General features: G+C 59.4%; 23 protein-coding genes and 1 riboswitch. Of the genes, 7 read left to right on the top strand and 16 right to left on the bottom strand.

All coding sequences use genetic code 11. The annotated features are described in order from the left end of the window. Positions 1–7: 7 nt before the first annotated feature. The 9 genes from ACSQ83_RS24790 to ACSQ83_RS24750 form a co-directional block, all read right to left on the bottom strand. Positions 8–793 (bottom strand): enoyl-CoA hydratase/isomerase family protein, encoded by a 786-nt coding sequence (locus tag ACSQ83_RS24790; protein WP_436229970.1) that lies wholly within the window; start codon positions 791–793, stop codon positions 8–10. 1281 nt (positions 794–2074) lie between these two features. Next, positions 2075–3316, bottom strand: coding sequence for a dienelactone hydrolase family protein (locus tag ACSQ83_RS24785; RefSeq protein WP_436229945.1), 1242 nt, complete (start codon positions 3314–3316; stop codon positions 2075–2077). Positions 3317–3688: 372 nt separating this feature from the next. After that, positions 3689–4114 (bottom strand): YchJ family protein, encoded by a 426-nt coding sequence (locus ACSQ83_RS24780; protein WP_436229944.1) that lies wholly within the window; start codon positions 4112–4114, stop codon positions 3689–3691. Continuing rightward, positions 4111–4719 (bottom strand): glutathione S-transferase family protein, encoded by a 609-nt coding sequence (locus tag ACSQ83_RS24775; RefSeq protein ID WP_414952344.1) that lies wholly within the window; start codon positions 4717–4719, stop codon positions 4111–4113. The genes ACSQ83_RS24780 and ACSQ83_RS24775 overlap by 4 nt, the downstream gene beginning before the upstream one ends. A gap of 55 nt (positions 4720–4774) precedes the next feature. Continuing rightward, positions 4775–5452: an SDR family oxidoreductase gene (locus ACSQ83_RS24770; RefSeq protein WP_436229943.1), complete on the bottom strand. Its 678-nt coding sequence runs from the start codon at positions 5450–5452 to the stop codon at positions 4775–4777. 19 nt (positions 5453–5471) lie between these two features. Continuing rightward, on the bottom strand, positions 5472–6665 hold the full coding sequence (locus tag ACSQ83_RS24765; RefSeq protein WP_436229942.1) for an acetyl-CoA C-acetyltransferase: 1194 nt from the start codon (positions 6663–6665) through the stop codon (positions 5472–5474). Further along, on the bottom strand, positions 6658–7443 hold the full coding sequence (can, locus tag ACSQ83_RS24760) for a carbonate dehydratase (RefSeq protein ID WP_414952347.1): 786 nt from the start codon (positions 7441–7443) through the stop codon (positions 6658–6660). The genes ACSQ83_RS24765 and can overlap by 8 nt, the downstream gene beginning before the upstream one ends. A gap of 21 nt (positions 7444–7464) precedes the next feature. Continuing rightward, positions 7465–9264: a bifunctional isocitrate dehydrogenase kinase/phosphatase gene (gene aceK / locus ACSQ83_RS24755; protein WP_436229941.1), complete on the bottom strand. Its 1800-nt coding sequence runs from the start codon at positions 9262–9264 to the stop codon at positions 7465–7467. Between the two features lie 144 nt (positions 9265–9408). Further along, positions 9409–9861, bottom strand: a complete 453-nt coding sequence (locus tag ACSQ83_RS24750; protein ID WP_436229940.1) for a MerR family transcriptional regulator — start codon at positions 9859–9861, stop codon at positions 9409–9411. A 111-nt stretch (positions 9862–9972) separates the two neighbouring features. On the opposite strand from ACSQ83_RS24750, the gene ACSQ83_RS24745 reads away from it, so the two are divergent. After that, on the top strand, positions 9973–11052 hold the full coding sequence (locus ACSQ83_RS24745) for an MBL fold metallo-hydrolase (protein WP_436229939.1): 1080 nt from the start codon (positions 9973–9975) through the stop codon (positions 11050–11052). A gap of 55 nt (positions 11053–11107) precedes the next feature. On the opposite strand, the gene ACSQ83_RS24740 is transcribed toward ACSQ83_RS24745, so the two are convergent. Further along, on the bottom strand, positions 11108–12694 hold the full coding sequence (locus ACSQ83_RS24740; protein ID WP_436229938.1) for an ABC transporter substrate-binding protein: 1587 nt from the start codon (positions 12692–12694) through the stop codon (positions 11108–11110). Between the two features lie 267 nt (positions 12695–12961). After that, positions 12962–13139: riboswitch (yybP-ykoY riboswitch) on the top strand. A 136-nt stretch (positions 13140–13275) separates the two neighbouring features. Between ACSQ83_RS24740 and ACSQ83_RS24735 the strand changes: the two genes are divergently transcribed. Then, positions 13276–14286 (top strand): sodium:calcium antiporter, encoded by a 1011-nt coding sequence (locus ACSQ83_RS24735; RefSeq protein WP_436229937.1) that lies wholly within the window; start codon positions 13276–13278, stop codon positions 14284–14286. A 137-nt stretch (positions 14287–14423) separates the two neighbouring features. Here ACSQ83_RS24735 and fliT read toward each other — a convergent pair whose 3' ends face one another. The 3 genes from fliT to ACSQ83_RS24720 form a co-directional block, all read right to left on the bottom strand. After that, a complete protein-coding gene (gene fliT, locus ACSQ83_RS24730) occupies positions 14424–14723 on the bottom strand; it encodes a flagellar protein FliT (RefSeq protein ID WP_436229936.1) in 300 nt (99 codons plus the stop codon). 30 nt (positions 14724–14753) lie between these two features. Next, on the bottom strand, positions 14754–16319 hold the full coding sequence (fliD, locus tag ACSQ83_RS24725) for a flagellar filament capping protein FliD (protein ID WP_436229935.1): 1566 nt from the start codon (positions 16317–16319) through the stop codon (positions 14754–14756). Between the two features lie 139 nt (positions 16320–16458). Beyond that, complete coding sequence (locus tag ACSQ83_RS24720) at positions 16459–17901, bottom strand: flagellin (RefSeq protein WP_436229934.1); 1443 nt, start codon at positions 17899–17901, stop codon at positions 16459–16461. A gap of 256 nt (positions 17902–18157) precedes the next feature. Here ACSQ83_RS24720 and ACSQ83_RS24715 point away from each other — a divergent pair, with 256 nt between their 5' ends. Beyond that, on the top strand, positions 18158–19105 hold the full coding sequence (locus ACSQ83_RS24715) for an aldo/keto reductase (RefSeq protein ID WP_436229933.1): 948 nt from the start codon (positions 18158–18160) through the stop codon (positions 19103–19105). A 366-nt stretch (positions 19106–19471) separates the two neighbouring features. Then, positions 19472–19684 (top strand): 30S ribosomal protein S21, encoded by a 213-nt coding sequence (gene rpsU, locus ACSQ83_RS24710; protein WP_031357080.1) that lies wholly within the window; start codon positions 19472–19474, stop codon positions 19682–19684. Between the two features lie 196 nt (positions 19685–19880). Here the strand turns inward: rpsU and ACSQ83_RS24705 are convergent, their stop codons facing one another. Continuing rightward, positions 19881–20240 carry a hypothetical protein gene (locus tag ACSQ83_RS24705; RefSeq protein ID WP_414952357.1) on the bottom strand — a complete coding sequence of 120 codons (360 nt, stop codon included), beginning with the start codon at positions 20238–20240 and terminating at the stop codon, positions 19881–19883. A 171-nt stretch (positions 20241–20411) separates the two neighbouring features. Beyond that, on the bottom strand, positions 20412–20837 hold the full coding sequence (locus ACSQ83_RS24700; RefSeq protein WP_414952358.1) for a hypothetical protein: 426 nt from the start codon (positions 20835–20837) through the stop codon (positions 20412–20414). Between the two features lie 169 nt (positions 20838–21006). Between ACSQ83_RS24700 and ACSQ83_RS24695 the strand changes: the two genes are divergently transcribed. Beyond that, the gene (locus ACSQ83_RS24695) at positions 21007–21204 is read left to right on the top strand and encodes a hypothetical protein (RefSeq protein ID WP_436229932.1); all 198 of its coding nucleotides are present in this window, start codon (positions 21007–21009) and stop codon (positions 21202–21204) included. Between the two features lie 111 nt (positions 21205–21315). On the opposite strand, the gene ACSQ83_RS24690 is transcribed toward ACSQ83_RS24695, so the two are convergent. Further along, positions 21316–21957 (bottom strand): DNA-3-methyladenine glycosylase I, encoded by a 642-nt coding sequence (locus ACSQ83_RS24690; protein ID WP_436229969.1) that lies wholly within the window; start codon positions 21955–21957, stop codon positions 21316–21318. A 299-nt stretch (positions 21958–22256) separates the two neighbouring features. Here ACSQ83_RS24690 and ACSQ83_RS24685 point away from each other — a divergent pair, with 299 nt between their 5' ends. Continuing rightward, positions 22257–23159, top strand: coding sequence for a BadF/BadG/BcrA/BcrD ATPase family protein (locus ACSQ83_RS24685; RefSeq protein WP_436229931.1), 903 nt, complete (start codon positions 22257–22259; stop codon positions 23157–23159). Positions 23160–23198: 39 nt separating this feature from the next. Beyond that, positions 23199–24032 (top strand): Cof-type HAD-IIB family hydrolase, encoded by an 834-nt coding sequence (locus ACSQ83_RS24680; RefSeq protein ID WP_414952361.1) that lies wholly within the window; start codon positions 23199–23201, stop codon positions 24030–24032. Positions 24033–24192 lie beyond the last annotated feature (160 nt).

Genomic DNA, 24192 nt, shown 5'->3' with positions numbered 1-24192 from the left:
AATACATTCAGGCAAGCCACGACGGCTTGCTCTTTTGCAGAAAACTGCGCACGCCTTCGCGCCCTTCGTCCGAGGCGCGAATTCGCGCGATACGGTCGGCGGTATCCGCGATCAGTGTTTCATCGATTGCTTTGTCCGCCAGATCGACGACGAGTTGCTTGCATTCGCGCACGGCGTTTGGGCTATTGGCAACGATTGCTGCTGCGACTGCATCGACGGTGGCGCCCAGCGCTTCTCCTGACACGACCTGATGCACGAGGCCGATGCGCAGTGCTTCGGTGGCATCGAAACGTTCGGCGGTCACGAAGTACCGATGTGATGCGCGCGCGCCGATTGCCCGGATCACGTAGGGCGCGATGGTGGCCGGCATCAGCCCGAGCTTCGCCTCTGACAAGCAGAAGTGCGCTGATTCCGCGCAAATTGCGATATCGGCGACGACGACCAAGCCCATGCCGCCTGCGTACGCGTCGCCTTGGACTTGCGCGATCACGGGTTTGTTGCAGGCGTAGAGGGTGTTGAGCATGGTGGCGAGGCCGAGTGCGTCGGCGCGATTTTCTGCGTCCGAGTACGTTGCCATGCGTTTCATCCAGTTGAGGTCGGCGCCGGCGCAGAATGCCGGGCCGTTGGCGGCGAGGATGATGACGCGGATGGCGTTGTCGTCGGCGAGCGCGCGGAAAGCTGCGGTCAATTCGACGATGGTGGCGTCGTCGAAGGCGTTGCGGACGTCGGGACGATCGAGCGTGACCCGTGCTACGTAGCCGTCGACGGTGACTTTCAGGCGCTGCAGGTTCATTGCATCGGTCATGGGGTTTCTCGATGTGCGCGACTTGGTGTTTCGCTGAGCACCAATTATCTCTAAATTTGTCGCGGGATTCGATTTTGAGAGGGCCGGAGGCCTCCGGCGGGCGTGGGACGCTTTGGGAGTTTGCGTGGCGACGCGGCTAACTTCGCTTATCGTGGTGGGTCTGGGGCGGGTTCTGGGGCTATTTTGCGCTGGCGCGCGGGCTGGGGTTTTTTGTTTGGACTTTTTGGCGGCCTTTCGTTCGCACTCGGGGGTGGGGTTTCGTTGGCACTCGGGGGTGGGGTTGGCGGGCCGATTGGTTTTGGGGTTAGCGGTCGGATCTATGCCGGGATGCTAGGTTCTGGCGTTAGCGGTCTGGTTCAATGCCGGGTTGGTGCTTTTCAGGTCTTCGCGCGTTCAGTGTTAGCTGTTTTCTTAATCACTATTAGCCACTGCGCGTGGCGGCGCGTCATTTCTTTGTCCAAAGCGACAAAGAAACGAAGCAAAGAAAACGCTTTAAACTCTCTAAAAATTAAGTGTCCACAGCGTGCAGTTTTTATTCATTGGTACCCGAAAAGCGCGGTGCTCGCTGGAACCACGGATGTGTGAAACCCTCCTTCTCGCGAATCCTGACAGTAAAACGCTTCGCCCCGTACGCTCTCGGGCAAGCACCCTTGCCCTACGAACCCGCACGGCCTCACGCGCTTTTATGGGTGTGGTTCTTCTCGGGTTAGCTGGTCGGTTCGCACTGTTATTTTAGGGATTGGGCTTTACACATTCTGCAGCATTGTGTCTCGATGGGTTGCCAAAATGTTTCGGCCTGCATACAAATTCGGAGGTTGGTTTTCCGCGGATAGCGCGGGGCGCTCCTTGGGCAGGTTCAGTCGCTAGTGCTAGCCCGAGAGCGTACGGGGCGAAGCGTTTTACTGTCAGGATTCGCGAGAAGGAGGGGTTCAAACATCTTAAGCTCTGGCGAGCACCGTGCTTTTGGGGCACCCATGAAATGGAACTGCACGCTGTGGACACTTAGGGTAGAGCGGTGAAAGCGTTTTCTTTGCTTCGTTTCTTTGTCGCTTTGGACCAAGAAATGACGCGCTGCCACGCGCAGTGGCTAATAGAGCGAAAAAGATCAGCTAACGCTAAACCCGCAAAAACCTGGAAAGAAGCAACCCGGCATAGACCTAGAACCGCTAACGAGAACTCAGCACCCGGCGCTAGAACGAAGCCACAAACCAACCAGCCCAACCGCCCCAGCTACCAGCCTTTGGCTGCCTCAAAGGCAAAACCCAAGGACTATCTCGAAGCCGTCTGCGTCTGCGCCGCATTGCGCTCATTCCAGACCACAGCGTTATTAACCGCATACAACCGGCATGGATCGCTACTCTGCTTCTGGCACCCTGCCAAAGCCACCGCCACGGGGTCGTCACCCCCTTCCGCCCACGACCACGCACCCGAATCCGACACCGCGAACGCGCGGCTCGAAAACTGATGCAGAAAGTTCTCGTAACCCTCGCGGCCACGCTCATCAAGGAAAGGCACTGCAGTCACCGCATCCACATTCGCATAACCCGTAGGCGTCGGCGCCTGCGGATCCGAAACCTGATACTGCCGATCCGTCGGCATACCAACCTCTTCAAGGAACGTCTTCACACGCGGCCACCAGATCGCCACACCATCGCGATCCCCAACCAGCCGATGCGCATCGTTCTTATAAGCGCCGAAATTCACCATATCGGCCCTGGCACCATGCGCGCTATACGACGCAAACATTTCATCCGGCAAGTTCCCCTGCCACACGGAGTCGTTGCTCCCGTACATCCACAACGACGGCAACTTCACATGCTCACCGTATTCACCAAACGCACTCGTCAGGTTTTTCTGCCAGCCAGGACACTCATCCTGACGAAGGCCACCAGAGAAATTGATCAGGCCACGCACGCCCTTCGCTTCGCGCGCGTCGCGCGCGCCATACGCCATCGTCACCAGTCCACCGTGCGAAGCGCCCGCCACGACCACATGCTGGTTATCGACAAACGGCTGCTTCTCCATATAAGCCACCGTAGCGGCCACATCGCGCGCTTGCGTGAAACCATTAGCTTCGACATCGCAACCGTTGCCGGTATATTCTCCGCCCGATTCCGCAAAGCCACGGCGATTCGGCACGACAACCACATACCCATGGCGCACGAACTCGCGCGCAAGCGCGATCGGACGCGCGCGCGTCTGGTCATGCGCATTGCCAGGGAGTTTGCCGTGATTGAAGACGACCATCGGGAACGGACCCGGGCCATCAGGTTTGAAAATGGTGGTTTCAAGCGAGACATCGCCCGAAGGTACTTCGATGACTGACTCGTTGAGGTTCGAATCCACAGCGGGAAGCGACGGGTCAAACGACTGCGGCACCGTGCCGAAGGCGGGTGCCTCGAGTTTCGCGTACTGCTGCGCACCCGGGAACGGCTCTGCAAGCGCCGAGGCGGACACCGCCGCGAGCGCACACACCATTACACAACCTGACAACACTTGCCTGAATGCCATCCCCGAAACTCCACCCGCTTCTCGACCCGGCTAATTTTCCGACAGCACGAGCCAGCTTATTGTCACAATCCATCGATCCCGACGTTCGTACTGTCAAACAGTATCGCTGGTCGGATCGTCAAGTCATGTCCCGAATAGACACGACAATGGGCTTCAATACGCAAAACAAGCAACACCGGCGCGCTGACAGATATTTGGCTTAATAAACAGTAACTTAATATCATTCGCCAGCGACTGGCGAAAAGGTAGAGTACCCGGACAAAATGAATCGGCGCAATTAGAAAGTACCCGCGCGCAACACTAATTTCGAGGCGAAAGCAGTCGTTAAGGAAATTATTGCCGCGACGCAGCAACATTTGTCGCTACGACGTTTCAATCGCGAACATCACCGTCGACATAACGCCACACTCCGGCAGCATCGCGTTCGAAGCGGCTTGTCTCATGCAGCCGGAAAGCGCGTCCGCCAAGTTTGTATCGGGCAACAAATTCGACTTCGGCGTGATCGGCGTCCAAAGGCGTATGGCGTTTGATTTGCAGGCCGAGCCAGCGGGTGGTGGAATCGGCTGAGGTTTCCAGGTCGCGAGGGCAGGTCGCCTCGGCCCAGGTCGCGCGCAAATACGGCACGTTGCCAAGCACGTAGGCGGTGTAACGCGAGCGCATCAGTTCCATCGCATTGCCTGCCGGCGCGCCGCCTTCTATGAAGCGTCCGCAACATTGCGCGTAATGAGGCGGATGCTTAACAACGCTGTTCGATCCCGGTGATGCACCCCCGCATGGGCATTCCTCCACCGCCTTCATAGGTCGACGCCAGGCATCTCGATGTGCCGCGGCTGCGCCTTCACGCGCGCAAGCCAGGCGCGAATCGCCGGATATCGGCCGAGGTCGAGGTTGGCTTCATCGGCGACATGGGTGTATGCGTACAGCGCAATATCGGCGATGGTGTATTGCTCATCGACGAAATAGGTCCGCGCCGCGAGATGCGTTTCCATCACGTCCAGCGCGCGATATGAACCGGCGGTTTTCTCGGGCAAACGAGGATCGTCAGGGTGTTTGACGAACTGAAGGATGAAGCGCGCAACCGCGACGTTGGGCTCGTGACTGTATTGCTCGAAGAACATCCATTGCAGCACGCGCGCCCGGGAAAGACGGTCGGTCGGCAGCAGCGGCGTGCCTTCGGCGAGGTAAAACAGGATTGCGTCCGATTCGAACAGGCACGTGTGCTCATCGATCTGAAGCACCGGCACCTTGCCGTTCGGATTCAACTGGCGAAACGCGGCGGTGCGCGTGGCGCCATTCATCATGTCGACTTCGTGCCAGACATACGGCCTGTTCAGTTGCTCGAGCGCAAGCCTGACCTTGTAGCAATTCCCCGACGACGCCACGCCATGTACTTGATACGCCACTTCATGTCCTTTCCGGTTGTCTGAAATTGTTTGTCTGCGGCGCTCACTCACTCGCTCACCACTCGAGCGGCGTGCCGTCGTACTGCACGAATGTGCCGTTGAATTTCTTGGGGTTCGCCGCAGCCGACGCGATCACCGCGCGCATTCCGGAAATGCTGTGAGCCGGATCAATTGCCGCCGATGCCCCGCCCATCTCGGTGCGCACCCATCCCGGATGCAACGCGATGCAGGTCGAGCCGCGCGCTTCCAGCGATGCCGCTTTCAACGCGGCATTCACAGACGCCTTGCTCGCGCGATACAACCAGCCCGCTGTCCCGTTCATCTCCGCGATACTGCCCATCTTGCTCGACACGACGGCGAGCACGCCGTGCGCTGCGTCAACGAGTGGCAAGAGAATGGGCAACAGTTGCATCGGGCCGCGGACATTGGTGTGCATGACGTGATCGAAATCCTCAGGCAGCACGGTTTCCACGTGTTCGGTTCGTGGACCATACACGCCCGACACGATGATAGCGACATCCAGTTTCTCGCCATCGAGTTGCCATCCCAGCGCCGCGATCTGATCGGGTTGCGTGGTGTCGACCGAGAAGGTTTTTGCGCCACTGGCTTCGAGTGCTTTCAATGACGCTTCATCGCGCGCGGTGGCGAGCACGCGCCAGCCATCGCGACAATATCCTCGGGCGAATTCGTGGCCGAGCCCGCGCGACGCGCCAACGATCAATACGGTTTTCATGATGTTCTCCTGCAACGCTTTAAACGAGTTCGATCCCCATCGCTGTCGCTTCTCCGCCGCCGATGCACAAGCTCGCCACGCCGCGTTTCAATCCACGCTGACGCAACGCGCCGATCAAGGTCACGAGAATCCGCGCGCCCGACGCGCCAATCGGATGCCCCAGCGCACACGCGCCGCCATTGACGTTGACCTTGTCGTGCGGCAAGTCGTGTTCCCGCATGGCGGCCATCGCGACAACCGCGAATGCTTCGTTGATCTCGAAGAGATCAACTTCGTTCGCGCGCCAGCCGTTCTTATCGAGCAACTTGCGGATCGCACCGACGGGCGCCGTCGTGAACAACGCCGGTTCCTGCGCGAACGTGCTGTGTCCGACGACGCGCGCGAGCGGCGTGACGCCGAGGCGTTTAGCCGTGGATGCACGCATCATGACGAGCGCGGCGGCGCCGTCGGAGATAGACGATGCATTCGCAGCCGTCACCGTGCCGTCTTTGGCGAACGCGGGTTTGAGCGTTGCAATCTTGTCGATATTCGCCTTGAACGGCTGTTCGTCGTGATCGATAACGGTATCGCCCTTGCGTCCTGCCACGGTGACCGGCGCGATTTCCCAATCGAAGGAACCGTCTTCGTTGGCCCGCTTCGCACGACGCAGCGACTCCACCGCAAACGCGTCCTGCGCTTCGCGCGAGAACTTGTACGACCCGGCGCATTGCTCGGCAAACGCGCCCATTAAGCGGCCTTTTTCATACGCGTCTTCGAGGCCATCGAGGAACATGTGATCGAGCACCTGGCCGTGGCCCATGCGCATGCCGCCACGCGCTTTGGGCAGCAAATACGGCGCATTGGTCATGCTTTCCATACCGCCCGCGACAATCACGTCCGCCGATCCGGCCAACAACATGTCGTGCGCGAACATGGCGGCGCGCATGCCGGAACCACACATCTTGTTGACCGTCGTGCTGCCAACGGACAGCGGCAATCCGGCGCCAAGCGCGGCTTGCCGGGCGGGCGCCTGACCGAGTCCTGCGGGCAGCACGCAACCTATCACGGCTTCATCGATTTGCTCGGGCTTGAGGCCGGCGCGCTCGACCGCAGCGCGGATCGCGGCCGAGCCGAGTTGCGGCGCCGTCACCGTGGCGAAGTCGCCCTGAAAAGCGGCCATCGGCGTACGAACCGCCGATACGATCACCACCGGATCATCTGCAAAATCAGTCATGTTTCAGCTCCTTGATCACACCTTTCACAATAGCCGGGACATCGCCGAGACGGGCGGCATCGGAGGCGAGCACATCGTTCTCCGATGAATGCGCGCCACCGCGCGCCAGCGCCGCGATGCAATGCTGATAGGTCGGCTCAACCTCTTCCGACCCGTTGATCATCATGCCCATGTTGCGCACACGGCCGTCGTGCACGCCGTAGGTCCAGCCGTGAACCGTGATCTCCTGACCACGCGCCCACGCATCGCGCAGGATGGTCGTATGGCACACGTTCACGGTTTGTTCGATGGTGTTCAGTTCCACCAGCCGACGATTTCGCGCCTCGCCCATCGGCCATTCTTCGAGCAGCGCGGAATGTTTGTCGCGCACGTCTTCCACGTGGCGCAGCCAGTTATCGGCCAGGCCTACGCGCCGGCTCATAAGCGCCGCGCCCACGCCGGAACAGCCGTAGTGCCCGACCACCATGATGTGCTTGACCTTCAGCAAGTCGACCGCGAACTGGATCACCGACAAGCAATTGAGGTCCGAGTGAACGACCACATTCGCGATATTCCTGTGCACGAACACCTCGCCCGGCGGCAGGCCAATGATCTGGTTCGCCGGCACGCGGGAGTCCGAGCAGCCGATCCACAGATATTCGGGCGCTTGCTGATGCGCGAGGCGCGAGAAATACTCGGCGTCTTCCGAGAGCTTGCGATCGACCCACTTCAGATTGTTATCGAATAGGTGCGAAAGCGGGTTGTTGTCGTGGTTTTCAGTGTTGTCGATATTGGACATGGAGCTCAGTGCGGATAGGTTTCATGCGGCGCGTGCTGCGGGTGTGCCGGACAGAAAACGCTCAGGATAACGAACGCAAAAACGGATACCGCGTTCGTACGGGAAGAACTCGGCGAGCTCGCCGTTAAGGATCTGTTCCTTGTGCTTTTGCCAGAGAGCGGGGTCGAAGAAATCGGCGTGATGTTTCATGAACACGTCGCGCACGCGCGGGTCGCCGAGCAGGAAAGTGCCGTATGTTTCGGGGAAGATGTCATGCGGCCCGACGGCGTACCACGGCTCGCCCGACATCTCTTCTTCCTCATTGCGCGCTTGCGGCACTTGCCGGACGTTGCAATCGGTCAGGTATTCGATTTCGTCGTAGTCGTAGAACACCACGCGGCCATGCCGCGTGACGCCGAAATTCTTGTAGAGCATGTCGCCGGGGAAGATGTTCGCCTGGATCAGTTCCTTGATCGCGTTGCCATATTCCTTGATGCCATGCTCGATTTCTGGCAACGTGCCGTTCTGCAAATACAGGTTCAGCGGCGTCATGCGGCGCTCTATGTACAAATGCCTGATCACGAGCTTATCGCCTTCATATTCGATCATTGAAGGCACTTCCTTGGTGAGCTCCTTGAGCAGCGCATCGTCCAGGCGCGACAGCGGCAATGCGACGCTCGAATACTCGAGCGTATCGGCCATGCGCCCAAGGCGATCATGGCGTTTGACGAGCTGATATTTGTCCTGGATCTTCTTGCGCGTGGTTTCCTTCGGCGGCGGGAAGGTGTCCTTGATCAGCTTGAACACGTACGGAAACGAGGGCAGCGTGAACACCAGCATCACGAGTCCCTTGATGCCCGGGGCAATAGCGAATTTATCGCTGGAATGCGAGAGATGATGCAGCAAGTCACGATAAAACAGGTTCTTACCCTGCTTTTGCAAGCCCACCGACGTATAGATTTCCGCCTTCGGTTTACCCGGCATGATCGAACGCAGGAACTGCACATACGCGGACGGCACTTCCATATCGACGAGGAAATACGAGTGCGAGAAGCTGAAGATGATCAACACTTGTTCGCGCTGCAGCAGGACGGTGTCGAGCGCGAGCAGGCCGGGTTGCGCGTGACGCACCGGCACCACGAACGGGATCACCAGATCGCCATTGATGATCCGGCCCACTATGTACGCCGCCTTGTTGCGAAAGAACAGCGACGACAGCACGTGAATCTGGAAATTGGGCGCGGCCTTGAACTCGCCGAACGCTTCCGTAATCGCTCGCATCAGGCATTGAACGTCGCGCTGCAAATCCTCGAACGGCGGCTCGAGCTGAAAGTTCGTCACGATCCGTTCGAGCGTCGCGGCGAGTCCGTCCTTGCTTGGGTAATACGCGCGATACGTCGGCTTGGCCGCGGGTTCATCGTTCTCGATGTACTCCGTCGAAATAGCGGGCCGCACGAAAATGAAGTCGTTATTGAAGTACGAGCGATGCAGGATCTTGCAGCACACCGAGTTGAAAAACGTCTCCGCGCACTCAGGCTGCCGGTGCGACGTCAGCAAGCCGATGTAATGCAGCTTGATCTGCTGCCAGATTTCATCGTCTATGTGCTCGGCGTCGTACTCGTCTTCCAGACGCATCACGCACTCTTGCACCCGATCGTCGTACGACGCGATGCGATCGCGCGCAAGCCGCTGCAGCGCATGCCAGTCGCCCGCTTCGAATAGCCCCTTCGCCGCGATGGCCGCATCGCGAAACACGCGATAGTGACGGTCGAAGCCTTCGAGCAGCGTTTCCGCGACATCGAAGCCAATCTGCGACGACAGTAACTTGGGAAAGTGATTCATATCGACTCTGCGCTTCGTGACACCGTCTTTGCGTTAGTGATCAAGCGTCCAGCCCGGTTTCAATTCTGGCTTCAAATCCGGCCGATATTGTATCGCCAGGCGATTCCGCTTCCTGGACGTTGGCCGTTTCCGCCGATTTCCAGCTCAAGGCACCTTTGCGCTTCGCTCCTTGGCGCCCGGTGCTCCTGCCGCTCGCCGCAAGCGTTTTTCAGCGTTCGCTGAAAGGAGTGCACGCCCTTGCTTTTCGTACGCGGCGAGTTCGGCGAGCGTTGCGTTCAAGTCCTCCAATTGCCGCTCCAGCACCGCGCGATGTGCCGCGATGGTGTCAAGAAACGCATGCAACTGGGCAACCGTCCCGGTCGGCGAATCGTAGAGATCGAGCAGCCTGCTCACCTCCAGCAACGTGAATCCGAGCCGTTTGCCGCGCAGTGTCAGCTTGAGCCGCGTGCGATCGCGCGACGAATACACGCGACGCACGCCGTTCGTGCCTTCGCGCGCCGGCGTGAGCAAGCCCTGGTTCTCGTAGAACCGGATCGCGCGCGGCGTGATGTCGAATTCCCGGGCCAGTTCGGTGATGGTGTAGCGCGTGTCTGTCATTGAAATTACAAGGTGGCGAGCGCTTTTCTTAAGCCGACGTTAAAATGCAGGTTAACGTTAGCGTCAACTTGGCGGCAATGCAACAACTGACAACCCGGAGAGCCGACCCGCATGAACCCGCTCGAACAGCAACTCGATTACGTTTTCGCCGACCGTCTTCCTGAAAGCGGCCACTCGATGGAAGTCACGCCCGGCGTCTTCTGGGTTCGCATGCCGCTGCCGTTCGCGCTCGATCACATTAACGTTTGGGTCATGCGCGACGAGATCGACGGCGTGTCCGGCTGGACCATTATCGATTGCGGTATATCGGACGAAACCATCCGGGCAAACTGGGAACGCACCTTTGACTCGCTGCTCAACGGCCTGCCGGTACTGCGCGTGATCGTCACGCATTGCCACCCCGATCACCTGGGCCTTGCCGACTGGATCTGCAATGGCGGCGACCAGAAACGATGGGACCCGGTGCGGCTCTGGATGTCGCTTGGTGAGTACGCAATGGGCCGCGTGATGTCCGCCGGCGATGGCTCCGACGCAGGCGGCGAGCGCGCTGCACGGCACTTTGCGCGGCATGGCATGACGGACCCGGCATCGCTTGAAGCGCTGCGCAAGCGCGATACGTATTACCCGAAGCTCGTGCCGTCCATCCCGCCGGTTTATCGTCGGCTGCGTGATGGCGATACGGTGCAGATTGGCGGCCGCGATTGGGAAGTGGTGACGGGGTTCGGTCATTCCCCTGAGCATTGCGCGTTCTTCTGCGCGGAGACGAATGTGCTGATTTCCGGCGATATGGTCCTGCCGCGCATATCGACGAATGTCTCGGTGTTTGCTCTTGAACCGGAGGGCAATCCGCTCGCGCTGTTCCTGGGTTCACTGGGCCGCTACGAATCCCTTCCCGCCGATACCCTCGTGCTCCCTTCGCATGGCAAGCCGTTTCGCGGCATGCATACACGCATCGGGCAGCTTCGCGATCATCACGCAGCGCGTTTGCGGGAGGTGCGCGAGGCTTGCGCGATCAAGCCGCAAAGCGCCGCCGATATTGTCCCGATCATGTTCAAGCGTCCGCTCGATGTACACCAGATGACGTTCGCGCTCGGCGAAGCGCTGGCGCATTTGCATTTGCTATGGCTCGAGGGTGAACTGGTGCGCCATACCGACGATGACGACGGCGTGATCCGCTTCGCGCCGAAGTAAAAAAGCCGGGCGTTTGCGCGCCCGGCTTTGACGGTGAACTAAAGCTCAACTGAGGCTACTGCACCGTGACGTTCGCGAAGTTTTGCCGTCCGAACGGACTCACGCGATACCCGCTGACATTGCTGCGTGTCAGCGCTGACGCCGTCGGATAACCGAGCGGAATCCACAGCGCCTGATCATGAATAATCTGCTGAGCTTCGGTATAAGACTTGGTCCGCTTGCCTAAGTCCGCGGTCTCCTTGCCTTCATCGATCATGCGGTCCAGCGTCGGGTCGCAGAAACGCGCGAAGTTGATGCCCGAGCGCACTGCGGCGCAACTGAATAGCGGCGACAGATAGTTGTCCGGATCGCCGTTGTCGCCGGCCCAGCCCATGAACAACATGTCGTGCTGACCCTGCTTCGCTTCCTTGATCAGTTCGCCCCATTCGATCACCTTCACCTGCGCCTTCACGCCGATCTTCGCCAGATCCGCTTGCAGCAATTCCGCGCCGACCTTCGGATTCGGATTCAATACGCTGCCGTTCGGACGCACCCAGATGGTTGTATCGAAGCCATTCGGGAAGCCTGCCTCGGCGAGTAGTTTCTTCGCGCGATCGACGGAATACGGATACGCCGTGATCTGCTTGTCATAGCTCCACGTATTCGGCGGATACGGATTCACAGCGGCCGTGGCCGTGTTTTCGAAGACGGTCTTCAGGTAAGTCGTGCGATCGAATGCAATGTTCAGCGCCTGGCGCACCTTGGGGTTATCGAGCGGCTTCTTCTGCGTGTTCAACGCGACGAACGCCGTCATGAACGCCGGTGTCTCGACCACTTTCAACGAACTGTCCTTCTTCGCATCGACCACGTCTTGTGGCTTCGGCGACAACGCGATCTGGCATTCACCCGCCTTGATCTTCTGTGCGCGCACAGAAGAGTCGGGCGTGATGGCGTAGATCAGCCGATCCACTTTAGGCTTCGGGCCCCAATACGTCGGATTGACGTCATATCGGATCACGGCGTCTTTCGTATAGCTTTTCAGCACGAATGGACCCGTGCCAATCGGCTTCGCGTTCAGGTCGGTTTCGTGGCCGGCCTTGAGCAGCTTGTCGGCGTATTCGGCCGAATAAATCGATGCAAAACCCATGGTGAGGATTGGCACGAAGGTCGCGTTCGGCGTGTTGAGCTCGAACTTGACGGTGTTGTCATCGACCTTGGAAACGGACTTGATCAGCTTGACGAGACCCATCGACTGCGCGTGCGGAAAACCGCTCGCACCGGCTACTTTGTGCCACGGGTTGCTGTCGGAGAGCATGCGGTCAAACGAGAACACGACGTCATCGGCATTCAGTTTCCTCGATGGCGTGAAGTAGTCCGTCGTCTGGAACGCCACGTTCGGTCGCAGGTGAAACGTGTAGATCAGGCCGTCGGCGCTCACGTCCCACTTTTCGGCGAGCGCGGGCGTGACCTTTTTCGCGACTTCATCGTAGGAGACGAGCGTGTTGAAAATCACATCCGCCGACGCGTTGGTCGTCACCAGCGAATTGAATTGCACGACGTCGAAGCCATCCGGGCTCGACTCGGTGCACACAGTGAGCGGTTTCGCGATCGCGAGCACCGGCACGATGGCCAATACAGCGGTTGCGAGCATTCTGAAGCGCATGGGATCTCCCGTTACGGACGTGGCGGTCAGTGTTAGTCAGTCAGATGTTTCTTATTACGGTAGTTGCAACTTATTGTACGGTGAGCTTCGTCGATGCGTCAGCGCAACGAAAGAGCATCCAAAAAGCCTCTGCGGCCGTAGCTTACTGAACCGTTATTTCCGCTACAACGACCGATTCGGGATATCCATATGGGGTTAATGACGGGATTGGTGACCGTTTTTTGAACATTCCCGAGGCCGGTTGCCTAATCCGGGGACGCACGCTAAACTCGTGGCCGTCTTTGGGGAGTAGCCTTCCTTCCGCAATGGGAGGAGGACGCGTCAACATACTCGGCTTGCTAGCCGTGGCGCGTTCGACCGGTCAGGTTTGGCGAGACCATGGGTGCATCTTGTCGTTCACGGTCGGACGGCGCGGGATTGCATCCTGGTTTGCTGACGTCCGACCGTGAAATTATCGTGTCTCCAAAACAAAAACACCTCAGGCCTGCCCCAGGTCACCTCTCGCGTTCGCCGGTTTCTCTGCCGTTGTTCTGCCCTTCTCATTGCGTCGCCTGCTCGCCGGCTTCATCGCGAGGTGCCGCATGACGATGCTTTTCCTGCAACTTGCGCTGATGCTCGTGGTGATCCTCGCGGCATCGGAACTCTTCACCAACGCGCTCGAACATCTCGGCGAAAAACTCGGCATCTCCGAAGGGGTGACCGGATCGCTGTTCGCGGCTATCGGCACGGCGCTCCCGGAAACCACGGTGCCGATCATCGCATTGATGGGCGGCACCGCCAGTCGCGCGGTGAACGAGGAAATCGGCGTCGGCGCGATCCTCGGCGCACCGCTGATGCTCGCGACACTGTCGACCTGCCTGATGGCTATCGCGGTGCTCAAGACGCGTGGGCTCAAGGGGGTCGTCGCGCCGGAACATAGCGGCTTCACCCGCGATCTCAACTTCTTCCTGTGTGCGTTCCTGATCGCGGCGGGCGCTATGTTCGTGCCGCATCACGCGTGGCAAGTGCGAGCGCTGTTCGCCGTGGGGCTGGTCGGCGTGTATGTCACCTATGTGGTGTCGACGTTCCGAGCATCCGCGAGTCTTGTCGAGAAGGGCCATGGCACGGAAGCTCCCGAACGGCTGCTAATCTCGCGCGTTGGCTTGCCGACCTCGCTTTCCACCATCGTATTGCAGATGATTCTGGGCGTGGTGCTGTTGGTTGGCGGTGCGAAGGGGTTTATCGCCGGCGTGGAAGGGGTGTCGCAAGTGCTGGGGATATCGGCGCTGCTGCTGTCGCTGATCATCATCCCGATCGCCACCGAGCTGCCCGAGAAGGTCAACAGCATTATCTGGGCGCGGCGCGGCAAGGATACGCTGGCGTTCGGCAACATCACTGGAGCGATGGTGTTCCAGGGCACGCTGCTGCCGGGTATCGGCATCATGTTGACACCGTGGGAGCCGCGCGTGGAAGTGATGACGGGCGTTTTCATCACGCTCGCGGCGGCCGCGTGGCTGCGCTTCAACGCGAAGAAGGGCGGGATCGTGCTGTGGGCGCTGCTCGTGAACGGCGGGCTTTATGCGCTGTATCTGGGGCTGACGCTCGGGCGTTAGCCCATAAGAAAACACCCCGGAAGCACGCAGTGCGCCGGGGTGTTGAAAACAGCCAAAGCGCGAAGCGCGTGGTTTTTGTTGTTGTCTTTGTCGAGCCGGTGAGACGGAGTAACCCCGCCTCGGTGATGCTCCCCCGGTCAGAACTTCGCGGCCTGATGGTATTTGCCGGCCGCCTGAACCCTCTTCATCGCGGAACTGTACTCAATCTGCAATTCCGATTGCGTTGTCTTTGCATCGACGGCAATGGCGGCATCGATTGCCTGGATCCGGTTGATCACTTCCATTGCCGCGGCGTCTTGCTCCGGCGTCAATTCCATGAAAAGCGGAGTCCGCTCTTCAGTCAGGCGCGCGGCTTTCTGCCAGTCGGCCATGGCCGCTGCGTGCTGGATCGCGAGCGTCAACTTGAGCAGGCGGTCTATCAGGCTGTTCTGTTCCATGTCGATTTATCCTTAGCGGACCTTAGAAGCTTAGCTGCTCGCTCCGGTTGCGAGTGCACCCGCGCTGTTGGCGCCGCCGAACAATTGCGTCAGGTACTGTGAGTTGTTGTTCATCGTGGCCATCAACGTATTGAGTGCCGTGAACTGCGCCTGATACTGGCTCGTCAGCTGTGCCGTGTAGGTGGCCAGCGTGGCTTGTTGCGACGTGATGCTCTTGAGGTCGGTATTCACCGCACTCTGGCTGTTCGCAATCAAGCCGCCTGGGCTCAGGAACGAGTTCAGGCTGCTCGTCATCTGCGCTGCGATGCCGGTCTTCGAATTGAATAGATTTGCAACCCCCGACGGGTTGCTCTGGAGCGCAGCGGCGAGCTTCGTGGGATCGACCACCAGTGAGCCGGCCGGCTGCGTCGCGGTGGCTTGTCCCTGCAGCGAGATGCCAAGCGCACCCAGCGAGATTGTTGAGCTGCCGTTCTTTACACCACTGCCGACAATAGCCGCCAGCGTGTTCTGGATAGTGGCAAGCATCGGGTTGGACGACAAGATGCCGCCTTGCGTACTCGCTGCCTGCGAATTGTCGTTGCCCACCTGGCCGTACGTGGTGACCAAGGTGTTATAGAGGCTGACGAAGCTGTTGATCGCGGTGGAGGCAGACGTAGTGTTCTGTGCCACGACCAGATTCTGTGGCGTGCCGGGCGGTGTGCCGATTGCAGCAGCCGTCAGGTTCAGCGTGACGCCCTGGAGTGCAGTGGTCACCGTGTTGCTGGAACTTGTCGCGGCTGTCCCGTCGATCTTGAACTCGGCGTCTTGTGCGGGCACGGTCTGTGACCACGCGCTCGTGCCCACCGCTGACGTAAAGGTCGATGCGGCGCCATTGGCGCCGACATTGGACGTAACGCCGAGGCTGGACAGGCCTGCATCGCCCGACACGTTGCTCACCGAAACATTGATCGTGTTCGACGCGCCCGTGGCCGTGGAGCGCAGGACCAGATGCGCGCCGTCCGTGCCGGTGACGACCGTGGCCGTGACGCCGGGGTTGCTTGCCGATGAGTTGATCGCGCTGGCAATGCCGCTCACCGTGTTGTTCGCCGACGTGATGGCGAGGTTCATCGACTTGCCGCCGATGGAGACACTCATCGTGCCGGTGCCGAGTGCCGCGGTCGAGCCGAACGCCGCCGACGACAGCGTCTGGGCGCTGGCAATTTGCGTGACCGCGACGGAATAAGAACCCGCGGACGCGGTGCTGTCGGTGGTTGCTGTCAGTCCGGTACCGTCCGCGGTCGCGGTGAACTGGCCGAGCGCGGTGCCGTTCGATAGCGAGGCGATACCGGCCTGCAACGCGGACAGTGCCGCTTGCAATGCGCCGATAGCCGAAAGTTGGGTGTTGTCGTTCGTCTGTTGTGCGGAAAGCGTAGCGGTCTGACCTGCCACCTTCGCATTGACGAGGCTCGTGACGAGCGACGAGACATCCAGCGACGAATTGCCCGTGGAACCGCTGATGATGGATTGTGCGGCGGACGCTTCGGCTGCCTGGGTGGCGGCTAAAGTGGCAGCTGCTGAGGCCGCGGCGGTGCTGGAAGCGCTGGGAATCGTCGACATTGAGATGCTCCGTACGTCGGTTTTGCTTTCGAGCCTGAATGATAAACGTTTGTAAAACGTGTAGGGGAGGCATGCCTCCCCGGAAAACGGATTTGGCAGACGCGTCTTTCGATGCGTCTGCCATTACTGCTTGAGGCTATTACTGGAGAAGCTTCAGAACTTGCTGCGGCAACGAATTAGCTTGTGCCAGCACCGAGATACCTGCTTGTTGCAGCACTTGCGCCTTGCTCAGGTTAGCCGTTTCTTGCGCGAAGTCGGCGTCCGTGATTTGCGACTGGGCGCCTGCCAGGTCGGTCGACTGTGCTTGCTGTGCCGACGAAAGCGACGTGAAACGGTTTTGAGCCGCACCCAGGGTTGCCTGGATGTTGTTCACCGTGGCGAGTGCGTTATCGATCGATTCCATCGCAGCGTTCGCGCCCGTTGCCGTGCTGACGTCGATATTCGAAACTGCCGGCGGGTTGTTGTTAGCGTTGATTGCGCCGAAGTTGCTGGTAGGAGCGGTGCCGCCAGTAAAGCTGATCGTTGCGCCGTTGGTAGCGGTAAGTGCTCCACCTTGGCCGTTACCAGGCGAAGTAGCGCCGAAGAGGGCCGCAGATACGGCGGACGACACTTGGTTACCGTTTTGATCAAAGACGTTCAGGTTGCCACTACCGTCCGACTTGAATGTAAGCGACGTGATGGCGCCTGATGTGCCGGCTGCAACATCCAGGCCCGTGGTCCCACTAATGCTGATGCCGCCTACCGTGCCAAGAGCGACCCCGGCCGCCGTAGGCGGGTTCGCTTTGTTAGCGGTGGAAATTGCTGCAAGCTCCGTTGCCGGATCGAGCGGGCTACCCGTTTTGGCTGCAAGCACGCCCGGCGTGGTCGTCGTGTCAAGCACGGCGGCGGCGATCGTGTTGGACAGGGTCTGGTTGTTTTGGTCGGTATAGGTAAAGCCGCCCTTGCCGTCCGAGAGGACGTTGATTGCGGTTGTTTCCGAACCCGTGCTTGACGAGGCGTTCCATGCAGCACCGGTCGAGTCGAGCGACACGGCGATCGTGCCAAGCGTCGCACCCGCTTGCACTTTGCCCGTTCCAAGCGCTGATGCCGACAAGCTGTTGGTAAGGTTCAAGCTGATCGTCTGGCCAACGTTCGCGCCGACCTGGAAGCTCACGTTACCGGCCGAGCCGTCCAGTACGTTCTTGCCGTTGTACGTCGTTTGCGAAGCAACGCGGTTCACTTCAGCGATTTGCTGCGCAACTTCTTGTTGCAGTGCTGCCTGGTCGCTCGACGAGAGCGAGCCGCTCGACGCCTGAACAGCCAGCGTACGAATGGTTTGCAGGCTCGAGGTGATCTGTGCCAGGCCGCTCGATGCCGTCTGGATCATCGACACACCGTCGTTCGCGTTCGACACGCCTTGGTTCAGGCCGTTGATCTGCGTTTGCATACGGTTCGAGATCGCCAGACCTGCTGCATCGTCAGCCGCGCTGTTGATGCGCTTACCCGACGACAGACGCGTGATAGCTTGCGACAGAGCGCTTTGCGAGGTGTTCAAGTTTTGCTGAGCGACCAGCGAGTTGAGATTGCTATTAATGCCGAGCATTTGGATTTCTCCTGAAAGAACTTAAAGGGCTGTTATGGCTACTGCGCGGTCCTGTTGCTTGGCGGTTCCCGAGCGTGGTAGCCGGCCGCCTACATGGGTTAGCGGCCCATGAAAAAAAAACTTGAGGACTTAGGTAAGAATTCGTAGGGAGAATAGTCGCCGGGAGTTGTCGAGGCGCCGCCTGCGAGTAAGCGGATTCGCGGGTATTCTTTTTCGATCCTTTTTCGTCTTCGCCCATCACAGCCCGGGAGCAACCATGCAGCACCGCACTATTGGTACGTCAGACCTCAAAGTCGCGCCGCTTGTTTTCGGCGGAAATGTATTCGGCTGGACAGCCGACGAACGCACGTCGTTCTCTATCCTGGATGCCTTCGTTGACCACGGACTTAATTTCATCGATACCGCCGACGTTTATTCCGCTTGGGTCGACGGCCACCAGGGCGGCGAGTCGGAGACGATCATCGGCAAGTGGCTCAAGGAAAGCGGCAAGCGCGACAAGATCGTGCTGGCCACCAAGGTCGGCATGCTGAGCACGCGGACGGGGCTGACGGCGGCGAATATCGAGGCGGCAGTCAACGACTCGCTGAAACGCCTGAAGACGGATTACATCGACGTCTACTTTTCTCATCGAGACGACGATAAAACGCCCCTCATCGACACACTCGGCGCATATCAAAAGCTGATTACGGCGGGAAAGGTTCGCGTGATCGGTGCGTCGAACTACATCGGTGAAAGGCTGGAAGAGGCGCTGAAGATATCGGCGAAAGAGGGTATTGCGGGTTATCAGGTGCTTCAGCCCGAATACAACCTTTACGATCGCGCCGGCTATGAGAACGATCTGGAACCGGTTATCAAGGCGCACAAGGTATCGGTTGTGACGTATTACAGCCTGGCTAGCGGTTTCCTGAGCGGAAAATACCGATCCAAAGCCGATACCGAGAATAGTGCCCGCGGCGCAAAGGTGTCGAGTTACCTGGACGACCGGGGCTTGAGAATAGTTAAGGCACTCATTAAAGTGTCGGAACGTCACGACACCGAGCCGGCGGCAATCGCGCTAGCATGGCTGATCGCGCGGCCTGGCGTCACCGCGCCGATCGCGAGCGCGACATCGGTCAAGCAACTCGAAACCTTGGCACACGCAACCCGGATCAGCTTGGCGCCTGAGGACATCGCGCTCCTCGACGAAGCGAGCAATCCGGACTGAAAATCGGGAAAAAGCACGCATCTTCATGGGGTTGCCTCGCTGCAAACCTCCGCAAATCGGTGTTTCGGGGTTGGCGACGGGGCGACGATCTGATAACATCTCGCCCGAATCGAGATTTTTGCCCGATGGCGCAGCTATTTTTAAGCGACGCCGGGCGGCCCGAAGTGCGCTGTTCCGTTTTTCGACAGACTGCGCATGCCGTGATCGGCGGTGAAATCCCACCTCTCTCTTTTCCGGCCTCCGTGGCCGCTTTGCTCGTGTCCGCTGTTGTTTGGGTGGACGATCGGAGTGCCGGCGCGCGGCGTTGCCTTGTGCAGTACGCTTCGCCGCGCAGTCAGAAAAACGTATCAGCGATTTAGGACTTCCATGACCACTATTGTTTTGAAAGAAAACGAGCCGTTCGACGTCGCGATCCGTCGCTTTCGCCGGACCATCGAAAAGAACGGCCTGATCGCCGAGCTTCGCGAACGTCAGTCGTATGAAAAGCCGACGACGGCACGCAAGCGCAAGAAGGCGGCAGCAGTCAGCCGTCTGCGCAAGCGTCTGCGCAGCCAGATGTTGCCCAAGAAGCTTCATTAAATCTTGGCAGGTGCAGCCTGATTGTTTAGGTTGCACCATGCAAAACGGCGATGCCGCCCGCAAGGGTTGCATCGCCGTTTTGCTTTTTATAGTTTGATTCGATAATCGGATTTGCTTGTTCCAAACCCTGTTACATCGACTCGCGGTTCAGATGATTCGGCGCGAGTTGGCGGGGCGGGCGACTGCGGCTTGCGGCCTAGACAAATGCGTGCCGTTCGCCCACGCGCGCTAGAAGCTGGGGCCATTCGTCCACACTGAAATCGTCGTGGACTTCTTCCAGTTCGATCAACAATTCGACAATGTCCGGATCGTAGGCATTGACTTCCGACGCGTACAGCACGCGCAACAACGAGCCGTCCTTCGCGTGGCGGTAGTACGAGATCCCGACGCCTTCAATCTCCGGCCGATACAGCTCGTCGGCGATCAGCGACCCGATAGCGCACTTGCGCCCATTGCCGCTGCGCAGCCGGCATGATCCGTTTTCATCTTCTGATACAGCCCGTTGCGTCAGCAGATGGTTGCTCACGCGTTCGTAGATGTCTCTCGCTGTTAACATGGCATCGCTCGTTACTTTGACTATTGCGTTGCTCGCTTGCGCGCTTATTTGTTTGTGCTTCACCGGCGCGGATACGGTCTATTCGTGGGTCAGTGCGAGGGGGATTGATTCAGAACCGGTTCAGAATCGTGACCGCTCGGTAGAGTCCCGAAACCCTGTCCAAACCCGCTCTCAGGCTGCCGACTTAAGTCGATTCGCAGACAAGTTGAACTGCCGGGCAATGGACGCAAAGCGTTCACGCCACTCCCATTTGCCGAACACGTCGTGCACGTTTTGCAGGCAACTGAGCAGTTCGACGGTCGTGGGATCGTAGACGTTGATGTTCGATCGCAAGAGCGCGCGCTTCAGTGCGGCCACACCGACGTCCATGTATGCCGGCACGATTTCCGGCCCTTTGCTGACGTAGCGAATAGGCACGCCTTCCATGGCGGTCATGTAATCGCGCGCCTTGATGAAGCTGCCGACAGGACAACCGCCGCAATAGCCGCGATATGCACCGCCGCCGTGGGGCAACAACGCTGCCTGGCCTTGGCCAAACAGATGAAGCACGGCACGGTCGAAGATTTCCTGGTGCGTTAAAAAGTTGAGGTTTTTCATTCTGGTTCTCCCCTGCACCGACAACTGCGGTGCTTCGTGGGTGTTCATCTAACAGCGATATCAGTATCGGACGCGGAATCAGTCGCCATAGCGCGGTCGACCACATAAAAACAGCAACTTCACCGTCTTGCTGGCCTTGCTACGATCGTCGCAAGGTCTGGATACGCTGGTGAAGCAGCAAGAAGCGGCAGTCGTTTCAAGGGTCAACTGGCTCACCGGAAAAGCCGCCTACACCGTATTTATAGCGGTTCTTCCCGGTAAAAAAGAGGCGCTGTGTGCGGTTGGCCGCAATTTTGACATGATGTCTGACTTCCTGCACAGGCCAGGAGTGCCCTCAAGGCTTTGTAGTAAAGGCTTCAGAGCGTGATTCACCCCGCGGGCGGGGTGATTGTTAGGATTTTCCCTGACGGGTGCGTAAACCGCGAAAAATGTTGCGAAAAACGCAATGCGCGTATCGGAAATCGGTGGAGTAAATTGCCTAATTTGTTCGGCGTTTGGCCGTTGCGCGCTTCGGGTGGGATGCGCTGTCGCGGAACCGGCAGCAACACGCGGCCTCGTGGTCGTTGACCATGCCTGTTGCCTGCATGAACGCGTAGCAGATGGTCGTTCCGACAAACTTGCAGCCGTATTTCTTGAGAGCGCGGCTCATGGCGTCAGAGACTTCGGTCGAGGCGGGGGCGTGTGCATAGGTCGCGCGAGGGGTGTCGATAGGCTTATTGCCAACGAACGACCACACGAAATCCGCAAGCGAACCGTGTTCCGCCTGGATGCGCTGCACGGCGCGGGCGTTAGCAACAGCCGCCGAGATCTTCGCGCGATTACGGATGATGCGGGCGTCAAGCAGCAACCGGGCTGCGTCGTCTTCACTGAAGGCTGCCACCCGGTCGATGTCGAAGTTGTGGAACAGATCCCGGTAACCCTCGCGCTTGTTCAGAATCGTCGACCATGAAAGGCCTGCCTGTGCGCCTTCCAGTATAAGCATTTCGAACAGATGGCGATCGTCATGGGACGCAACGCCCCATTCCTCGTCGTGATAGCGGGCGAGTGATTCGGTGGTTGCCCAGCCGCAACGGTGCGGTTCGGTGTTGTCGTCGGCGCTGCTTTTCTTAGGATCTGTCATGTCGGATTCAGGGAGTGCATGGTTGGCGTACGACCAGCATAGGCGGAAGGACAGGGGGAGAACAGTCAGCCGATCGGCCTGTTTCTCTGGCGAGTCGCGGCCCATATACGGTTTCCCCAGCGGCGAGACCGGTACAGCACGGCGTCCCGGACGCATGGGTATAACGAACCGGCGTATCGTCCGGTCTCGATGGCAGCTGAACCAAGGTAGAAGCTTGCCCGATGCGCCTCGGCAGGTCAGGACGCGTAGCCCGTTCGGCCGAGTGGCGGCGAGCCGGTCGTCCCGCTAAGCTTGCGCACATGACTACTTCAACCTACACACACAAGTACCTGATCGGCGTCGACGGCGGCGGCAGCGGCACGCGCGTCGTTCTGGCGAACACGGACGGCATCGAACTGGCACGCGCGACGGGCGCCCCGTCAGGCTTGGCGCTCGGCGTCGAGCGCGCGTGGGAGGCTATCGAAACGGCGTGTTTGCGCGCGTTCGAAGCAGCTGGCCTGCCGTTCGAGTGGAGCACCTGTGCGCTTGGTTGTGGCCTCGCTGGCGTGAATCACGCGGGCTGGCTGGCGCAGTTCCACGCAGCCGCGCCGGCCGGATGCGCGCTTGCCGTCGAAAGCGACGCCTTGACCACATTGCTCGGCGCCCATGGCGGCGCGCCGGGTGTGATCGTGGCGCTTGGAACAGGCAGCATAGCGGCATCGCTGGATGCGGGCGGGCGGCTGGCGATCGCGGGTGGCTACGGTTTTCCGAGCGGTGATGAGGCAAGCGGGGCCTGGTTGGGCATGCGGGCGGTCGTGCATTTGCAGCAAGTGCTGGACGGTCGGGCACCCGCCGACAACTGGTCCGCGGCGTTGCTCGCGGGTACGGAAGCAACTGATCGGGACAGCCTCGTCGTATGGCTGAGCGCGGCGAATCAAACGGCCTATGCAACTCTGGCGCCAACGGTTTTCGAACATAGAAACCATCTGTTCGCGGCGCGCCTTCTTGAGGAGGCGGGGCTTGAGATCGCGAAAATGGTGTCGGCGCTGGACCCGGGTCAGTTGCTGCCGGTCGCGTTGTGTGGCGGGCTGGCCGTGCCACTGACTCCGTTTGTTCCGGACGAACTGCGTAGCCGCTTGCGTCTGCCGCTCGCGGACTCCGCTGCAGGCGCTCTGCAACTGGCCCGCCAAGCCGCGAGCCGAAGATCGGCTCATGAGGGCTAAAATGCGAGGTTCCTAACGGCTTAAAGGAAAGTGCTTCCCATGTATTCCATTATCGCTACCGATCTCGACGGCACTTTGCTCAACAGCGACCATCAGGTCGACCCGTTCACCGTCGAAACGGTCCGTGAACTGGAAGCGCGCGGTGTGCGTTTCATCATCGCGACGGGGCGGCATTATCGCGACGTGGTTGGAATCCGAAAAGTGCTTGGCATTGACGCTTATCTGATTACATCGAATGGCGCGCGTATTCACGCTCCGGACAACGAGCGTATCTACGCTCGCGACCTCGCGCCGGCGGTGGTGCGCCGTCTTGCCCAGCCTGATTTGGCGGGAGGCGAGCGCGTGATCGTGAATCTCTTTGCGGACGACGCGTGGCTGATCGACCGTCACGCGCCGGAATTGCTGGCGTTCCATCAGGATTCGGGCTTTGACTACGACGTGATGGATTTACGTGAGCACGACGGCGAGAACATTGCGAAGGTGCTGTATATCGGTGAGCCCGACGATCTCAAAGTGACCGCGGCGAATCTCGAGCGCGAATTCGGCGATTCCGTCTACGTCACCTATTCCATGCCGGATTGTCTTGAAGTGATGACGTCTGACGTCTCGAAGGGACGGGCGTTGCAGTTTGTGCTGGAGCGGTTGGATATCGACACTGCGCATTGTGTCGCTTTTGGCGACAACATGAACGACATCGATCTGCTCGAGACCGCAGGCCGGCCGTTCATGATGAACAACGCAAATCCGGCGCTGATGAAACGCCTGCCGAATGTCCCGCGGACTGGCAACAACTTCGAGGCCGGCGTCGCGCATCAATTGCGTGCGTTGTTTGGCATGGCGGATGAACTCGCCGCGCCGACCCGTGCTGATTAAGCGCTGACGGAGAAAGCGGCGAAGGCTAGAGGCCTGGGAGCAAATCCGCCGGAAACTTAAAGCATTAAAGCGCGTAGCGCCGACCCGTAACAAAAAAGGAGCGACTCGATCAGTCGCTCCCTCCGCTCAACACGACCTTAGCAAACCGCTAACCACGCGT

It is taken from the genome of Caballeronia sp. LjRoot29, from assembly GCF_964252755.1.
Lineage (GTDB): Bacteria > Pseudomonadota > Gammaproteobacteria > Burkholderiales > Burkholderiaceae > Caballeronia.
Note: the sequence above shows the minus strand (reverse complement) of the source record. Positions and strands in the feature narration are given on the sequence as shown.

Coding starts and splice junctions, on each gene's coding strand:
- ACSQ83_RS24790 (WP_436229970.1), bottom strand. CDS start 793: ATGAACCTGCAGCGCCTGAAAGTCACCGTCGACGGCTACGTAGCACGG.
- ACSQ83_RS24785 (WP_436229945.1), bottom strand. CDS start 3,316: ATGGCATTCAGGCAAGTGTTGTCAGGTTGTGTAATGGTGTGTGCGCTC.
- ACSQ83_RS24780 (WP_436229944.1), bottom strand. CDS start 4,114: ATGAAGGCGGTGGAGGAATGCCCATGCGGGGGTGCATCACCGGGATCG.
- ACSQ83_RS24770 (WP_436229943.1), bottom strand. CDS start 5,452: ATGAAAACCGTATTGATCGTTGGCGCGTCGCGCGGGCTCGGCCACGAA.
- ACSQ83_RS24765 (WP_436229942.1), bottom strand. CDS start 6,665: ATGACTGATTTTGCAGATGATCCGGTGGTGATCGTATCGGCGGTTCGT.
- can (WP_414952347.1), bottom strand. CDS start 7,443: ATGTCCAATATCGACAACACTGAAAACCACGACAACAACCCGCTTTCG.
- aceK (WP_436229941.1), bottom strand. CDS start 9,264: ATGAATCACTTTCCCAAGTTACTGTCGTCGCAGATTGGCTTCGATGTC.
- ACSQ83_RS24750 (WP_436229940.1), bottom strand. CDS start 9,861: ATGACAGACACGCGCTACACCATCACCGAACTGGCCCGGGAATTCGAC.
- ACSQ83_RS24745 (WP_436229939.1), top strand. CDS start 9,973: ATGAACCCGCTCGAACAGCAACTCGATTACGTTTTCGCCGACCGTCTT.
- ACSQ83_RS24740 (WP_436229938.1), bottom strand. CDS start 12,694: ATGCGCTTCAGAATGCTCGCAACCGCTGTATTGGCCATCGTGCCGGTG.
- ACSQ83_RS24735 (WP_436229937.1), top strand. CDS start 13,276: ATGACGATGCTTTTCCTGCAACTTGCGCTGATGCTCGTGGTGATCCTC.
- fliT (WP_436229936.1), bottom strand. CDS start 14,723: ATGGAACAGAACAGCCTGATAGACCGCCTGCTCAAGTTGACGCTCGCG.
- fliD (WP_436229935.1), bottom strand. CDS start 16,319: ATGTCGACGATTCCCAGCGCTTCCAGCACCGCCGCGGCCTCAGCAGCT.
- ACSQ83_RS24720 (WP_436229934.1), bottom strand. CDS start 17,901: ATGCTCGGCATTAATAGCAATCTCAACTCGCTGGTCGCTCAGCAAAAC.
- ACSQ83_RS24715 (WP_436229933.1), top strand. CDS start 18,158: ATGCAGCACCGCACTATTGGTACGTCAGACCTCAAAGTCGCGCCGCTT.
- rpsU (WP_031357080.1), top strand. CDS start 19,472: ATGACCACTATTGTTTTGAAAGAAAACGAGCCGTTCGACGTCGCGATC.
- ACSQ83_RS24705 (WP_414952357.1), bottom strand. CDS start 20,240: ATGTTAACAGCGAGAGACATCTACGAACGCGTGAGCAACCATCTGCTG.
- ACSQ83_RS24700 (WP_414952358.1), bottom strand. CDS start 20,837: ATGAAAAACCTCAACTTTTTAACGCACCAGGAAATCTTCGACCGTGCC.
- ACSQ83_RS24690 (WP_436229969.1), bottom strand. CDS start 21,957: ATGACAGATCCTAAGAAAAGCAGCGCCGACGACAACACCGAACCGCAC.
- ACSQ83_RS24685 (WP_436229931.1), top strand. CDS start 22,257: ATGACTACTTCAACCTACACACACAAGTACCTGATCGGCGTCGACGGC.
- ACSQ83_RS24680 (WP_414952361.1), top strand. CDS start 23,199: ATGTATTCCATTATCGCTACCGATCTCGACGGCACTTTGCTCAACAGC.